Below are 16,291 nucleotides of genomic sequence, written 5' to 3' on the forward strand. Positions count from 1 at the left end.
ATCTCCATTAAGGGTTTGGTTTTATTGAAGTCACATCCAAAGTGCCGTCAAACATCTCGATCAGTTCCTGCACAAAGGGCTCTGATTCTATGGCATTGGTTGCCTCAGCCTGTCTGGTACGCTTCTCATTTTCCTGGCGGGTCGCGAGAGTATCGCCGCTAATACTTGCCAATGAGATGGCCAGCTCAACGGAATTGCCAAAATGTGCTTCCAGCTGCCCCTTCAGCTTCTCCTGGTAGGTTTTCTCCAGCAGATGCCGGTGCTCCGGTGCAAGGCACAGCGTTATCTTGTCAGGTGAGAATGTACTGGCTTCGCAGTATTGTGCCAGCATTCGTGTCATGCCCGTCAATTTAAGTTGTTTGACAAGCGTCAACCAGGCTTCGTTGGGTGTAAGCGATATGGTCTGTGTGGTCTGTGGCTTACTGGGTATCTGCTGATCTGCACACAGCACGAGAGTTTTGCAATACTTGCCAGTATTTTCCGCTACTCGTTCAGTTTTTTCGCCCATATCGGGTAAAAAAGCCAGCATTCGCAACAACGTCATGCTGAAACCGCTGTATTCATCAGGTGCCAGGCCTAGATCCTGCCGACCATGCAGCGCGATCTGGTAAAAAAGCTGAACATCCTCGCGGCTAAACTGGCCCGCCAGTGCAAACAGCTGGTCGCATTGCGGAAGGGCTTCATCGATTGCCTGCGGCACGGTTTGTGCCAGCGCAATCTGATGCAACCAGGCAGCTAGATCCTGCAGTACAGAATCAAAGGATACGCCTGTAGCTTCGAGCTCATCGGTGATGGCAAGCAGCTTGATACCATCTTTCTGAACCAATCCTTGCAGCAAAGCGAACAGATAATCCTGATTGACTACGCCCAGCATGGCTCGGGTACCGGCTTCTTCCACGCAATTATTGCAAAAGGCAATCGCCTGATCCAACAGACTTAAAGCATCACGCATACTGCCCTTGGCTGCGTGTGCCAGCAGTTTCAATGCTGTTTGATCTGCCCTGATCTGCTCAGCAGCCAGTATATCCGTCAATCGCGCAATGATCAGGGTAGTTGTAATTTGCTTGAGACAGAATTGCAGGCAACGGGATAGCACAGTCACAGGAATTTTTTGCGGATCAGTGGTCGCTAGAATAAATTTGACATGTGCGGGTGGTTCTTCCAGCGTTTTAAGCATGGCGTTGAAGGCTGATTTGGACAGCATGTGCACTTCATCGATCAAATACACCTTGTAGCGCCCGTATACCGGTGAATATTGCAGATTGTCCATCAGGTCGCGCATGGCATCTACCTGTGTGTTGGAGGCGGCATCCAGTTCGATCAGGTCGGCAAAGTTACCGCTATCGATCGCCTGGCAGGCGGCGCAGTGCCCACAAGGAGTGGCAGTTACCCCATCAGCACAATTCAGCGCCTTAGCCAGAATGCGCGCGATAGTCGTTTTACCGACGCCACGAGTGCCCGTGAATAAATAGGCATGGTGCAACCGGTTCTGTGTCAAGGCGTTCGACAATGCGCGCACGACATGCGCTTGTCCAACGAGCTCAGTAAATGTTTTAGGACGCCATTTTCGGGCAAGAACGAGTGAATGAGCCAAGGTTTTGTGTCGAGCTTATCGGATACAGATAATGTTCCGGATGATAGTTACTTCGTGTCAGCAAGCAGGAGGGTTTTTAGCATAAAAACAAAAGACTGTGGCTGCAAGTACGACAGTCAACAATAAGTGGCGAGCCAAACCCCCGGCACTTGTAAAAATAGCTGTGGCTGCTTCCTTCCGGATCTGACCAGGTTCACTACCTTACAATGCGGGGAGGCCCGCCGAGCGCTATTTTACTCCATGTGACTGTTGATATGTCGGGTTATTGGCTTGGCGCACTGGAGACCTCGTTTTTCATAAAACATATGAGGTAGTCAATTAGTCCGGTCAATCAAATTAAGCCTGCTTTATCCCTTTTATCAAGCAGTGCTTTAGCTATAAGTTTTTTAATAATAGTAAGGCGTGATATAGCCCGCATTTATTCATTGGATAACAAACAGGAATCGGCATGATTATTACAGAGCAGGAACATTCGGATCAGCAAGAAAAAAACAGTCCTGCAGTATCACATGCCAAAAAACCAGTGCAATCAAACAAAAAAAAGAATAGCCCAAATGCCGCAGCGCTCAAACAGCTCACCAATGACTTCAATCAAGGGTTATTGACGGAGGCAAAAGCACTGGCAACCAATCTCACGCAAACCTTTCCCAAACACGGCATGGCCTGGAAAGTGCTGGGTGTTATTTATCATCACGAACAGCATATGGCGAAAGCGGGTGAAGCACTTAAAAAAGCGGTAACACTTATGCGAAAAGATGCCGAGGTGCACTATAACCTGGCCAATTTTTATTGTGATATCGATCACTTGGAAGCTGCGAAAGCCAGCTATCAAAAATCAATCAGGTTGGCGCCAGATTTGGCCAAGGCACATTTTAACCTGGCGTATGTATTGAAAGATCTGAAGCGGTTTGCGTCAGCAGAAGCAAGTTTCAAAAAAGGGCTGAAAATCGAACCGCGACACGCAAAGATCCATTTTCATTTGGGTCAGTGTCAGTATGCACAGAAACGATTCAAAGAGGGACTCAAGTCGTACCAAAAATCGCTTCAAATGGGTGTAAATGATGTGGATTTATATCTGCATCTGGCGCTAAGTCATAGAGCACTGGGCGATCTGGGGCAGGCTGAGCAATCTTGCCGTAAAGCGTTGGTAATCGATCCGCAGCATGCGGGTGCTTATAGCCACCTGGCCATCATATTAAGTGAGCAAGGCCATTTGCAGGAAGCGGAAGCTGCATGTTTAAGGGCCATAGAGCTGGACGCGGGCTATGTTGCAGCTCACAATAACCTGGGGCTGCTGTACAGGGATATGGAAAAGCCAAAAGAAGCAGAAGCCTGTTACAGGAAAGCACTCAGTATTCAGCCATCGAGCGTGGAAACCTTGAGCAGCATGGCTGCGTTGTTACTCAGTCAATATCGTTATGTCGAAGCGGAAACCTATTGTAGACAGGCATTGGCACTGGATACCACCCGCAGTGACGTCTGGAATAATCTGGGCCTGATCTTGCAAGCCAGGAAGCTGGGTGAAGAATCACAGGAGGCTTTTGAAGAGGCTCTGGCTCTGCAACCTGATAATCCCGGCATGCTGTCAAATTATAGTGTGACGTTAAGGATGGTCGGTAAGTCAAGCGAGGCTGAAGCAGTCTTGAGAAAGGCAACCAAGCTGGATGATGGCCATGCCAATGCGTATTTGAATCTGGGTAACGTGTACCTTGATCAGGGGTTGGTTGAAAAGGCAATTGAAGCGGCCAAACAGGGCATGATGCTAGCTCCGGAGCGTCTGGGTGCCTATAGTAATTTATTATATTCAACCACCTGTTCTGAACAATATTGCCCAGAATTTCAGCTGAAATTTGCTCGCGAATTCGGATGCATTGTTTCACAAAAGGCAGATCAAAAATTTAACACCTGGCTGGTCAGTCCTAAAGATAAACGTTTACGTGTTGGCGTGGTTTCAGGTGATTTACGCCAGCACCCGGTTGCGTATTTTCTTAAAAATGTAATCCAACACATTAATTCCTCGAAAATTACGCTCGTTGCCTACTTGACGGATGGGCGTGTCGATTCTGTTAGCGGAGAATTAAGACCCTATTTTGCGGAATGGAAATCGCTGGCTGGACAGAATGACCAATCCACTGCGGAGATGATCCATGCCGATGGTATTCATGTTTTGCTGGATCTGTCTGGCCATACGGCCGGCAACAGATTGTCAATTTTTGCGTGGCAACCAGCGCCCGTGCAGGCCACCTGGCTCGGTTACTGGTCGACTACCGGCGTGGCAGAAATCGACTATTGTCTGACAGATGAAATAAGCTTACCCCCATCATGCCAGACACAATTTACCGAAAAAATAAGATACCTGCCAAACACACGCCTGTGCTTCAGTGAGCCTGAGATTGCAGCTGAGGTCGCGCCATTGCCCGCGATGAGAAATGGATTTGTAACGTTCGGCTGCTATCAGCAGCTGGCCAAGGTGGGCGATACGGTGATGCAATTGTGGGGCCGGGTGATGCAGGCAATCCCCAATGCACGATTGCGCTGGCAATGTAAATCGTTCATCGATGAAGCCATTATTGCCGAAGTAAAAAGGCGCCTGCAGAAAAATGGTGTTGAAATCGAACGCATCAGACTGCTGGGGCAGGCATCGCGCGAGGCTTACTTTGTTTCCTATGCAGAAGTCGACATGAACCTGGACAGTTTTCCGTTTACCGGTGGCACGACCACGTGTGATGCATTATGGATGGGCGTGCCGACCCTGACCCTGATTGGCAACACCATGATCGCAAGACAGGGCGCAAGCCTGATGACGGCAGCTGGCTTGCCCGACTGGGTTGCCATGAACCAGGCGGAATATGTAGAAAAAGCGATCTCGCTCAGTACAGATTTGACTGGACTTGCCGCATTGAGATCTGACTTAAGAGCGCGTCTAAAAACATCACCTTTATTCGATGGTGCGAGATTTGCCCGTCATTTTGAGACTGCTTTGCAGGAAATGTGGCAGGAAAAATGTACGATTCTTGCAAAAAAATTTGTTAAGGATACGCAATCCTCCACGGATGCACAAAACCCTGCCCAAAATGGAAATCAGCGAAACGTAGCAACGGCTATTGAAATCGTGAGCGCTACGCGCATGAGCGAACAAGATTTCTGGCAGCAGTCGGCATTGGGGCAGTCCCTTGCCCGTCATCTGACACAAGGCGCAAAATTCAAAATTAATGTGGCATATGAAAACACGCTTGGTTTATCCGAAGTGTTCAATGCCGCCATTGCACAGGCAGAAGACGATGCCGTTCTGGTATTCGTGCATGATGACGTTTGGCTGGATGAGGCGGATATAGCCCAGGCAATTTTAAATGGCCTGGATAAATTCGATGTTATCGGTGTAGCTGGTAATAAACGCAGACTGCCCAGACAGCCTGCATGGTGTTTTCTCGATACTCAGTTTACTTGTGATACGCATGACAATTTGAGCGGTAAAGTTGCGCATGGCCAATCTGCTTACGGAAAAGTCTCCGAATATGGTGACGTGCCAGCAGAGTGCGAACTGATAGATGGCTTGTTCCTGGCAGCCAGGAAACAAACCTTGATTGCCAGGCAAGTCACCTTTGATCCACAGTTCGATTTCCATTTTTACGACCTTGATTTTTGCAGAACCGCCAGAAATGCTGGTTTGAGATTGGGCACCTGGCCTATTCAGTTAACCCATCAAAGTGGTGGCGCATTTGGTACTCCTGCCTGGCAGAAAAAATACCAACAATATCTCGAGAAATGGGATGAAGCAGACGATTTCGATGCAATGTATGAGCAAGCACATGCGTATGAACAGCAAGGCGAGATCGTCGCGGCAGCGCGCTTATACCACGTTATCTTGGAACATCGGCCTCGGCACCCGGAAGTGAATCATAGACTGGGTTTCATAGAGGCCCATACCTTGGGTGCTGAAACTGCATTGCCACGTTTCGAAGTGGCGGTGATGGCAAAACCGGGTGTTGAACAGTTCTGGGTGAGCTATATCGATGCCTTGATGATGGCGGGCAGAATTGATGAAGGACATTCTGCAATTAAACGCGGATTACAGAGTGGGCTGACAGCTGAGACCGCTGAAAAGCTCACAGCAGAATTTACGAAAAAAGAGCAAGCATTGAATGTGGCGGATATTCGGTATTCTGAGTCTAACAATGAACTTGCTCGCGCTTTTGAGCAAATGCTCAAGTGTAATATGGACGATATTCAGATGAGTATACAAACTGGCCAACCGATCTCGCCACATGTAGATGCAGCGTCGTTTGAAGGGATAATTTCAAAATTTGAGTGTGCGGGTCTTAAGGATGAAATATTGGCACTGATTTTTAAAGTCACTGCCAGTATCAAATTAATGTCAGATTTTGTTGGGCATAAAATTTACATACCGTATTTTGATCAGATTTTACAGGAGCTTGATCTGGAGATAAAAGATATCGTGCCACGCTCTAACAAATCCGCCAATGTAGTTATTGCAACCGAGATGTATGACTTTGGGGGTCACACTAAAGTTATTAAAGAAATTGTTGAGACGGTTGAAAATCCGATTGTAATTATCACGGATATCTATAATCGCTTTGCACGAAACAATATGTTTACCAAAGTAGCATCACAGTTCAGCCAATGCCCAATATTCATTTTACCGACAGATAACTATATTAATAATGCGCTCAGAATAGCCAAACTGATCAATAGTTATGCGAAGAACGTATTTTTACTGTCACATCATGATGATAGCGTGGCGATAGCTGCCTGCCAGAAAAACTTGGATGTGAACTATTATTTCATACACCATGCAGACCATAATCCCGCTTTGGGCAGTCATATAAAGCATTTACGGCACGTTGATTTATTTGAGGAAAGGGCAAAACTTTGTTATGAGGATCTACAAGTCGATACGCAACTTCTGCCAACAACTGCGACAGATCAAGGTCAGAAATTATTCGAATATCCGGTCCAAGGTTACTCGACAGTCACGGCAGGTTCTTTTGGAAAGTTTTCAATGACTGGCCCGTTGAGTTTGCCGGACATCATTATTGAGTCCCTCAAAGTAACTGATGGTCGGCATTATCATTTCGGTGATATTCCTGATGAGCAATTAGCACATATTTCTCAGGCAATAGAGAGTGCTGGCTGTAATCCACATCAATTTATTTATAAAGGTAACGTTGCTTCCTTATGGCAAGCATTGTTGGAAATAGATGCACATATTTACATCGGATCAGCGCCAATAATTGGTGCTAAATCTGCTATTGAGGCGCAAGGTGTTGGCTATGCGTTGTTAGCTTACAACCAGGAGAATAGACCGCGGCACCTGAATATAGGTGGTCATAATTCTGATACGGTGTATTGGTCGAATATCGAGTCCCTTCGTGAAGGGTTATGGAAGGTGATGGTGAATCATGCATATTATTCAAATGCAGCCAAAGCATTTTATGCCTCAAATTGTACAGTTAAAAAATTGCAAGAAACATTGCGTGTACTCGGTCAATAAGGACGGATGATGCAATCAGGTATATGAAAATTGTTCCTTATCAACAACAGAGAATGCTGTGGAACAACATGGTTGCGGTTAGTAGAAATGGAACATTTTTGCTGAACCGATGTTACATGGATTATCACGCAAACCGTTTCAGTGACTGTTCCCTGATGATAGAAAAAAACGGTCGACTGGTTGCAGTGCTACCAGCCAATCGTGATGGTAATGCTGTCGTATCCCATGCTGGATTGACATTTGGTGGCTTGATACTTGCCGATAAAACAGGTGCTGCGGATGTCAAGATCATCTTTGAGCAGCTCAGAGATTGGTTGGTATCTTCCGGGGTCCGCAAACTAATCTACAAACCCATCCCTCATATTTATCATCGCATTTTCTGTGAAGAAGATTTGTATGCGTTGTATTGCCTGGGGGCGAAAACGATTCGCGTAGATGTATCCACCACGATAAGACAAGCAACACGCTTACCGCTTGCAAAGGGCAGAAAGTATGCTACTGGCAGAGCCAGGAAGGCAGGGGTCAGTGTGCAAAAAAGTGATGATTACGTCAGTTTCTGGAAAATACTGACACAAAACTTGGCCGACAAGTATGCAGCTAAACCTACGCACAGTCTGGAAGAGATGCAATTTCTGGCATCACGTTTTCCGCAAATTCAATTATATCTTGCATATCTTGCAAAACGACCCGTTGCTGGTGTCGTGGTTTATGACTATGACCAGGTGGCACACACCCAATATATTGGGCTAAATGATGATGCGCGTGAAACAGGTGCGCTCGATATGTTATTAGAGCACCTGATTTCAGAAGTATTTGTGCATAAACCTTATTTCAATTTTGGTGCTTCAACCTACAACCACGGTTTATCACTCAACGAAGGACTGGCTGCACAAAAAGAGATGTTCGGTGGCAGAACCACCATTTTGCAATGGCTGGAACTGGAGTTTGCGTGAGTATGAGTAATCCGACGACAAGACAGCAGGAAATTGAAGCGTATCAGAGTGCGTACTCTGCCAGTAGTTTTGAGGAGATGCAGGCCCGGTATCGCAAACGTTTGTTGCTGGAATTATTGGAACAGCGTCAACCCAAACGTATTCTGGAAGTTGGCTGTGGCTGGGACACCATCGCCAATGCCTGGCAGGGGTTCGAGCACCTATGTATTGTCGAGCCGGGCAGTAAATTTGCCGAAAAAGCTAAAAATGATGTGGCTCACAATAGCAATGTAAAGGTGGTGCGGGAATTTTTAGAAAATGCCATAGACGTATTGAAAGATAATTACGACCTGATTTTGTTGAGTAGTTTGTTGCATGAAGTACCCGATGCTGAAGCTTTGTTATTAAGTGCTAGAGCCCTTTGTTCTGACCATACGTTGATTCATGTGAATGTGCCTAACGCAAAATCCCTACATCGCTTATTGGCGTTAGAAATGGGTTTGATCAATAGTCTATGTGTCCCGTCAGGATTACAAAAAACCTTTAAACAGCCACGTATTTTTGATTTGCAAAGCTTAAAAGCTTTAGCCGTATTAACAGGTTTTGATGTCATGTCGGAAGGCTCTTTTTTTGTGAAGCCTTTCAGTCACGCACAAATGCACACACTGATGCAAACAGGGTTTGCCACGCAAGCCATGCTGGATGGTTTATGGTCTTTGACTAAGCACTTCCCTGAACATGGATCAGAAATCTACATTAATCTTCAACGAAAGGAGTTTTTACCATGACTACACACCACACTGTTATTGTAGGGAATGCATTGGCTGGCATGATTGCCGCATTGGAACTGGCAAAGCAGGGCAAACAAGTCACGCTGATAAACCCCGGAGGTCCATTGGGAGGTTATTTCGCAGGTTTGCAGATTGATGGTGTGATGTTTGACGCTGGCCTAGTGAAGTTTGAGTTGGATGGGTATTTGAACCAAGCCAAGTGGTCTGAGCTTGCAAGCTATGACCCAACATTGCGCAATGATGTTGGTCGATTCTTGAAAATCGTACATGAATGGGTACAGAAATATACCCCATTACACCAGATTGAGATGCCCAAGATGATGGTGGATGACGCGGTTTATGACGATGTGTTGCTCAGTAACGCCTACCATAGTTTTGGTCAGTTACCATTTGCACGGGATTGTATTGCGGAGTTGCAACAATTCCAAGCTAATGCTGCCACCCATGCAAGGCAGAAAGCGAAAGGAGACGCTTATGAAATCATGGATTACGCCACTGCTTCCGTCGCTAACCACGGCAAAACCATGCATGAAAGACTGATAGCCTCTTATTTGCTGAAATCACAGGGTGTGAGCGCGGACCGTATACTGGCGCGCTACCATCGTGTGGCGTGGTTACCGTTGTTTTATCCAGAAACCTTATTGGAAAGCTATCAAGGTAAACCTTGTCGTTTATCGCCCACCGTATTTCATTATCCAAAACGAGGTGGCGTGGGATCATTGGTCGGCAAGGTAAAAACAGAAATACTGGTGCATCCTAATATTCGTTATGTGACACAAGCGGTGCAACAAGTCAAAAAAACAGAAGAGGGGTGGCAAGTATGCTGTACCGAATCTAAATTACTTGCGACTGATCTGGTGTGGACGTATCAACCAATGCAATTGCTCAAATGTCTTGGGCTACAACCGATAACGGTACAGGAAACCAAATCGGCCATTGCGATTGCTTTCTTCCGTATCAGAAAGTCGGATATCCGTCATGTATATACTTTCCTGAATATCGTGGATTTGAATTACAGTTTGTACCGCATTACCAATCAATCCGCATGTGCTGATGATCGTGGTGATTTTATGAATATTGCTGCCGAGTTTAATGCTGATTACTTTCGTCGCTTGTACGGTGACTCTACGGATGACAAGTTCATTATCGAAAAGTTATTGGTTGAATTAGCGCAGATGCGACTCATCACCGCAGATGCAGTTCCTGAGATTGCGCAAATCAAACGCGTTCCGGGCGGCTTCCTGGTGCCGGATAAGCAAGCGCGTGATGCTTGGGAGCAAAACCATCGTACCATCATTCAGCATTATCCAGATGTTGCTTTATTGGCAATGTCAAGTGGTTTTTTTGCAACTTCGTTGAATGACCAGGTAGTACAAGGCTTGCACTATGCTGCTACCCAGCAACATGTATTGCCGGTAGATTTTACTGACGAAGCTTTTGCGGCGACAGCATAAGAGTAAAAGCCGGATTTGGCAGGTGAAATCTATTTTCATCGGAGAAAACGTGCAATCTGGCATATGGGACGATGCAAAAGTGAAATGCTTTTACGTTAACCAAAGTCAATCGAGCAAAGCAAAATCAGACGGAGCGTTTATGCCATTAGAAGATTGTAAACTGATTGAGTTGCCTAAAATCAATGACCCACAGGGCAATTTAACCTTTGTGGAAAACAATTCGCAAATTCCCTTTGAAATTCAGCGCGTGTACTACGTGTACGACGTTCCGGGTGGAGCGGAGCGGGGAGGTCACGCACACAAAGGCTTGCACCAGTTTATTGTGGCGATGTCCGGCAGTTTTGATATTACCCTGGATGATGGCCAGAACAAGCGCAAGTTTCATTTGGCGCGCTCATACTATGGCCTATATGTTTGTCCGATGATCTGGCGCGAAATTGATAATTTTTCCTCGGGTTCTGTGCTGATGTGTCTGGCCTCCAATAAGTACAGTGAAGAAGATTATTATCGCAAGTATGAGGATTTCATGCGTGCGCGCTGGGCGGCAGCCTAGGCAGGTCAGTTTATGATTCCATTTTTAGATCTGAAAGCAGCCTATCATGTGCTGGCCAGTGAGCTGGACGAGGCGGTATTGCGCGCCAGCCGATCTGGTCAGTATATTGGTGGTGCAGAGGTAAAAAATTTTGAAGCGCTTTATGCAAGCTATGTTGGGGCAAAAAATTGTGTTGGTGCAGGCAATGGCCTTGATGCGTTGATTCTGGCCTTACGAGCGTTAGATATCGGAACAAACGATGAGGTAATTGTGCCTTCGCATACTTATATTGCCACTTGGCTGGCAGTCAGTGCGGTTGGCGCAACACTGGTACCTGTCGAGCCAGCTTCAGGGCGTTATGTGCTCGATTCCTTTGACATTGCACCCCATATCACAAGCCGTACTAGAGCCATCATGCCCGTCCATTTATACGGGATACCTGTCGATATCGAAGGAATCTGTTCGCTTGCCAGGCAACATAATTTATATGTGATTGAAGATGCGGCACAGGTCCATGGCGCAACCGTCAATGGCCGAAAGATCGGCTCACACGGTGACGCCGTTGTGTGGAGTTTCTATCCTGGAAAAAACCTGGGTGCTTTGGGTGACGGCGGTGCTGTCACTACAAATAATGATGACTTGGCGCAACGCATCCGTATGCTGGCCAATTATGGTTCCGAGGTGAAATACTACAATCTGGAGCGAGGTATCAACAGTCGCCTCGATCCGATACAGGCCGCTGTGCTGTCGGTGAAACTGAAATACCTGGATCAATGGAATATGCGGCGTCAGGAAATCGCACAGCGGTATCAAGCCGCTTTTGCAGGTTTACCTTTGGATTTGATCGATGTACCTCAGCATGTGTCTGCCGTCTGGCATCAGTATGTCGTGAGAACCCCGAAACGCGATGATTTACAGACGAAGTTGACAAGGGCGGGTATCGAAACCTTGATTCATTATCCCGTCCCCCCCCATTTGCAGCAGGCCTATGCTGATTTGAATGTTCGTATTGCTTTACCAGTGGCAACACGCTATGCAAAAGAAGTTCTCAGCTTGCCCATTAGCCCGCATCTGGCGACAGACAGCGTTGAAAAGATCATAACCGCAGTACGTCGGTATTTCGGTGGCTAAGGCTTCACAGGACTTCATGGTGATGGCTCCACCTGCTGATCAGCAGGTGGAAGCGCTCATTCAATTGTTTATGTCAAAACAATATCATGAACTTGAGACGCAATTACATGCCCTGCTAAACTATTTCCCAGACTGGCTCATTGGCTGGAAAATCTTGAGTGACACCTATATGGTGCAGAAAAAGGATGCACGGGAAGCTGCCTATCGAGCCTTGCAATTGAATATGCAGGACCCGAAAGAGCATTGCTATTATGGTCTGGTGCTCAAATCTCAGAGCGATCTGCATGGTGCTGCAGAGGCGTTCGAGCAGGCTATTCGGCTAAAACCGGATTATGTTGCCGCAATCAATAATCTTGGAATCGTCAGAAAAGATCTCGGTGATGTACAGCAAGGGATTGCTTATTTTACACGGGTATTACAGCTTGACCCATCTTACGCGAGCTGCTTCAGTAATTTGTTGTTCTGTTTAAGCCACAATGACACAGCAGATGGCGATACCTTATGGGATATGCACCGCAAGTTTGCCGAGTTTTATGAAGCCCCGGTTAAATCGCGTTGGAAAAAACATGCCAATTCACGAGTGCCAGGGCGAGCGTTGAATATAGGTTTTGTCTCTGCAGCGTTCAGAGAGCATTCACTGAGTAACTTCTTTGAACCAGTGCTTCCCTTTCTGGCGCAATCAGCAGAGCTCAGTTTGCATGCCTATGCCGCATCAACAATAGAGGACGACACCACGGCAAGATTGAAAACTCATTTCAAATGCTGGCGGACAATCGACCGGTTAAACGATCTGGAGCTGGCAGATATCATCCGGCAGGATCAAATAGACATCCTGCTGGATCTGGATGGACACACCTCCGGTAATCGCCTAACCATGTTCGCACTCAAGCCTGCTCCCATCCAGGTAAGCTGGCTTGGATATCTGGCCACCACCGGTTTGACTGCCATGGACTATTACATCGGCGACGTCTATCTGAACCCTCCTGATTTTTTGGATAACCAATTCAGCGAAAAATTGATACGGCTTCCGGTGAATGCCCCGTTTCTGCCGGAAGATAATGCGCCAGATGTGAATACGCTGCCTGCGCTCAACAATGGACACATAATGTTTGCCTGTTTTAACCGCATCAATAAAATCACACAAAGTACGGTCTGCTTGTGGAGCGCCATTCTAAAACAGATACCAACGGCCAAACTGTTACTGATTGGGGATTTGCAAAGCAACAATCACCGCATTATATTTGACTGGTTTAAACAGCAAGGCATCAATATGGATCGTTTCATCATGATGCCCAAGGCTTCTTTGCAAGACTACCTGGCATTGCATCATCGCGTCGATATCTGTCTGGATACCATGCCAGCCAGTGGCGTGACGACCACCTGTCATGCAGCATGGATGGGGGTGCCGACATTATGTATAGCGGGCGATCGCATGATCAGCCGGGGAGCGGCAGCGATCATGCGGCATGTGGCTCTGGGTGATTTTGTGGTGAATGATGCCGAGTCCTATGTCAGACAGGCATGTTATTTCACAAAACATTTGATTTTGTTGAACGATGTAAGGCAGCAGCTCAGACAACGCTTCAAAGCTTCATTACTAACGCAGTCAGCACAAAGTGCTGGCGCTTTAAAATCCGCATTCAGAATCATATGGAAGCGCTGGTGTGCAGATAAGCAGGCTAAATCCGTCATGATCAATCATTAAGTCTCACTCCCGGCCAATGCGGGGCAGTATGATTTCCTTGATATCACAACGTGAGTTGTAGCATCTTTTTCAGCCGTGAGCGACCGCATTTAGTCAATGGTTGTTTGTTACCGGCAGGCTTCGAATTACAGCACAAAGCTGCTTAATGCTGTGCCCAAACGAGCGTTGACACATCAGGGCACCTCTAAAAATTGTAACCGTCCAGTGCTCCCATCTATCCTTCCTACTGTTTTAGTGATTGAATGAACGCTGGTGTTAACGGCAGTAGTTCATCGATGCGGTTATTGGGCCAGGTAGGGAGTTTGGTGAGGGTATCTGCAAGCCATGCGGCGGGGTCCAGGCCGTTGAGTTGTGCGGTGCCGAACAGAGTTTGAATGACGGCGGCGCGTTGACCGGCGCGCTCTGATCCGGTAAACAGCCAGTTCTTTTTGCCGATTGCGATCGGGCGAATAGTATTTTCCACCGGATTGTTGTCGATTGGCAGATGGCCGGTTTGCGCGTAGCGGATGAGCGCTGGCCAGCGTCTGAGAATGTAGTCCAGTGCCTTGGCGGAGCCACCGCCGTTTGCGGTTTGGCTGCGGGTTTGCATCAACCAGTCATGCAATGCATGGAGTGCGGGCAGGCTTTTATCTGCGCGCAGCTGCTGGCGGTCTTCGATGCTCAGGTGTTTGCCTTCTGCTTCGATGGCGTATAAGGCGCTGATGCGCTGCAGTGCTTCCCATGCCATTCCACTGGCATTGGCCTGATGCAGGTCGAAGAATTTACGCCGCGCATGCGCCCAGCACCCCAGTTCGATGCAGGGAGAAGCGGCTGCGGAAAACAGGGCTTTGTACCCGGCATAGTCGTCGACCAGCAGATGTCCTTGCCAGTTTTGCAGAAAGTGCTGTGCATGCCGGCCACTGCGACCGGCTTGATAGTCGAAGACGATGATGCGCGGTCCGGGCTCAAGATCATTGCTGCGATAGGCCCACAGGTAAGCTTTGCGGGTTTTGCCTCCACCCGGATCGAGTTGTGCCACCGGCGTTTCATCCACATGCAGCGTGCTGCCCTGCAACAAGTGCCAGGCCAGACGATCCGCCAGCGGTTGCAGGGCAAAACCGATGCGGCCTACCCATTCGGCTAGGGTGGAACGGGACAAGGTTACCTGTTCGCGGGCGGCAATCTGTTCCAGGCGGTAGAGCGGCAGGTGATTCAGGTATTTGTTTGTTATCACCCAGGCAAGCAGGCCGGGGGCGGCCATGCCGCCATCGATGACTGCCGGCGGTACGGGTTCTGCGATGACGGTCTCGCAGGATTGGCAGGCGTATTGAGGGCGGATGTGACGGTGAACGAAGAATCTGGCAGGCTCCACGTCGAGCTGCTCGGTGATGTCTTCGCGGATTTTGACCAGATCACGACCACATTGACCGCATTGACAGGAGGCGGGTTCATGCCGGTGCTCGATGCGCGGCAGGTGATCCGGCAGCGGTTGACGGCCGGCACGTGACCGCTGCGATTTAGCGGTATCCGCTTTGAGCGTGCTATCGAGCTGCTCGATTTCCACTTCGATGGCAGCGATATCGGGCAGCATGGATTCTTCAAACAGGCTGAGTTGGCTGGGGGATAGCGCCGATAATGCTTCGTTTTTCTTGCCAAAGCGGATGCGGCGCAGATGCGCCAGTTCCAGAGTGAGCGCCTGGATTTTGGTTTCCTGAAAATGAATCGTCTGCTGTGCTTGCTGCGACTGATTGAGTAGCAACGCCTGAACCAGATCGACCACCTGCAGTTTGGTGTCGGCATCGAGGTTCAGTTGATCCAGTTGCGTGAGCAAATTCATGGCACGGATTATACCGTGAATTTACGCATAACCAACTGTTAATCAATTATTATTTGCTGTTCTTATACCCGAAAATGCGGTGGTGGCAAAACCGATAACCGCCGCCAGTCTACCCCGGCAATCAGCCATTCCCACTGCGATGGAGTCAACTCGACACACGCCTCCCCCTGCTTTGGCCAGACGAACCGCCCCTGATGCAAACGGCGCTGGCATAGCCACACCCCCGTACCATCCCACAGCAAAACCTTGATGCGATTCCCTGCACGGTTGCAAAATATGAAAGCTGAACCCGCACAGGGTGGATGCCCCAAACCCTGCTGCACGATCATCGACAAACCATCGATGCCACGACGCATGTCCACCGGATCGACCGCCAGCCAGATCTGTCCGGCATGCCCAATCAGTCCAGGCATGATAATAACTTTCCGGGCCAACGCGGCGAAACACTCATCGGCAATTCCAGCACATGAATGCCACGACAGCGTAGCTGCAACCTTTCCACGGACTCTACCAACCCAGCCGCCGGCTTGACCGTAACCGGAATCAACGCGGGAGACTTGATAGCATGCTTTTCCCCACGCCGCTTTGCACGCAACCAATTGCCAAACGTCTTCGCATTCAACCCGTGCGCCCTGCAATAAGCAGCCTGCGACAAACCACTTGCCTGCCAGTCACAGATATGCTTTTGTTGATGATCTTGCAATGCCATTGGATATCCTCCAGTAAAGTAACGAAGAGGATGGTAATGTGGAAAATCATGATTGCGTAGATGGAAGGGCTGGACGGTTACTAAAAATTCATATTTCGTCGTAATACTTCGTTGC

The 16,291-nt window shown here is 48.1% G+C and carries 11 protein-coding genes and 1 other RNA gene; 7 read left to right on the forward strand and 5 right to left on the reverse strand.

From position 1 onward, the window contains the following. Positions 1 to 7 precede the first annotated feature (7 nt). Both dnaX and ffs read right to left on the reverse strand, forming a co-directional pair. Positions 8 to 1,594 (reverse strand): DNA polymerase III subunit gamma/tau, encoded by a 1,587-nt coding sequence (gene dnaX / locus NSMM_RS14235; protein WP_090288479.1) that lies wholly within the window; start codon positions 1,592 to 1,594, stop codon positions 8 to 10. A gap of 125 nt (positions 1,595 to 1,719) precedes the next feature. Beyond that, positions 1,720 to 1,817, reverse strand: an RNA gene (gene ffs, locus NSMM_RS14240) — signal recognition particle sRNA small type. A 225-nt stretch (positions 1,818 to 2,042) separates the two neighbouring features. On the opposite strand from ffs, the gene NSMM_RS14245 reads away from it, so the two are divergent. From NSMM_RS14245 to NSMM_RS14275, 7 genes are all read left to right on the forward strand, one after another. Then, complete coding sequence (locus NSMM_RS14245) at positions 2,043 to 7,106, forward strand: O-linked N-acetylglucosamine transferase family protein (protein ID WP_090288481.1); 5,064 nt, start codon at positions 2,043 to 2,045, stop codon at positions 7,104 to 7,106. Positions 7,107 to 7,261: 155 nt separating this feature from the next. After that, positions 7,262 to 8,059 carry a GNAT family N-acetyltransferase gene (locus NSMM_RS14250; RefSeq protein WP_218121149.1) on the forward strand — a complete coding sequence of 266 codons (798 nt, stop codon included), beginning with the start codon at positions 7,262 to 7,264 and terminating at the stop codon, positions 8,057 to 8,059. Between the two features lie 2 nt (positions 8,060 to 8,061). Beyond that, a complete protein-coding gene (locus NSMM_RS14255) occupies positions 8,062 to 8,826 on the forward strand; it encodes a class I SAM-dependent methyltransferase (RefSeq protein WP_176753992.1) in 765 nt (254 codons plus the stop codon). After that, the gene (locus NSMM_RS14260; RefSeq protein ID WP_090288487.1) at positions 8,823 to 10,283 is read left to right on the forward strand and encodes an NAD(P)-binding protein; all 1,461 of its coding nucleotides are present in this window, start codon (positions 8,823 to 8,825) and stop codon (positions 10,281 to 10,283) included. The genes NSMM_RS14255 and NSMM_RS14260 overlap by 4 nt, the downstream gene beginning before the upstream one ends. Before the next feature lie 22 nt (positions 10,284 to 10,305). Further along, positions 10,306 to 10,836, forward strand: coding sequence for a sugar 3,4-ketoisomerase (locus NSMM_RS14265; RefSeq protein WP_245654830.1), 531 nt, complete (start codon positions 10,306 to 10,308; stop codon positions 10,834 to 10,836). Between the two features lie 12 nt (positions 10,837 to 10,848). After that, the gene (locus tag NSMM_RS14270) at positions 10,849 to 11,946 is read left to right on the forward strand and encodes a DegT/DnrJ/EryC1/StrS family aminotransferase (protein ID WP_090288489.1); all 1,098 of its coding nucleotides are present in this window, start codon (positions 10,849 to 10,851) and stop codon (positions 11,944 to 11,946) included. A 22-nt stretch (positions 11,947 to 11,968) separates the two neighbouring features. Beyond that, a complete protein-coding gene (locus NSMM_RS14275; RefSeq protein WP_090288594.1) occupies positions 11,969 to 13,651 on the forward strand; it encodes an O-linked N-acetylglucosamine transferase, SPINDLY family protein in 1,683 nt (560 codons plus the stop codon). A 223-nt stretch (positions 13,652 to 13,874) separates the two neighbouring features. Here NSMM_RS14275 and tnpC read toward each other — a convergent pair whose 3' ends face one another. The 3 genes from tnpC to tnpA form a co-directional block, all read right to left on the reverse strand. Further along, positions 13,875 to 15,467, reverse strand: coding sequence for an IS66 family transposase (gene tnpC, locus NSMM_RS14280; RefSeq protein ID WP_090288491.1), 1,593 nt, complete (start codon positions 15,465 to 15,467; stop codon positions 13,875 to 13,877). A 62-nt stretch (positions 15,468 to 15,529) separates the two neighbouring features. Then, a complete protein-coding gene (gene tnpB, locus NSMM_RS14285) occupies positions 15,530 to 15,880 on the reverse strand; it encodes an IS66 family insertion sequence element accessory protein TnpB (RefSeq protein ID WP_090288493.1) in 351 nt (116 codons plus the stop codon). Next, a complete protein-coding gene (tnpA, locus tag NSMM_RS14290) occupies positions 15,868 to 16,176 on the reverse strand; it encodes an IS66 family insertion sequence element accessory protein TnpA (RefSeq protein WP_090288495.1) in 309 nt (102 codons plus the stop codon). Before tnpA ends, tnpB begins: the two co-directional genes overlap by 13 nt. Between the last annotated feature and the right edge of the window lie 115 nt (positions 16,177 to 16,291).

Source organism: Nitrosomonas mobilis, from assembly GCF_900103035.1.
GTDB classification, from domain to species: Bacteria; Pseudomonadota; Gammaproteobacteria; order Burkholderiales; family Nitrosomonadaceae; genus Nitrosomonas; species Nitrosomonas mobilis.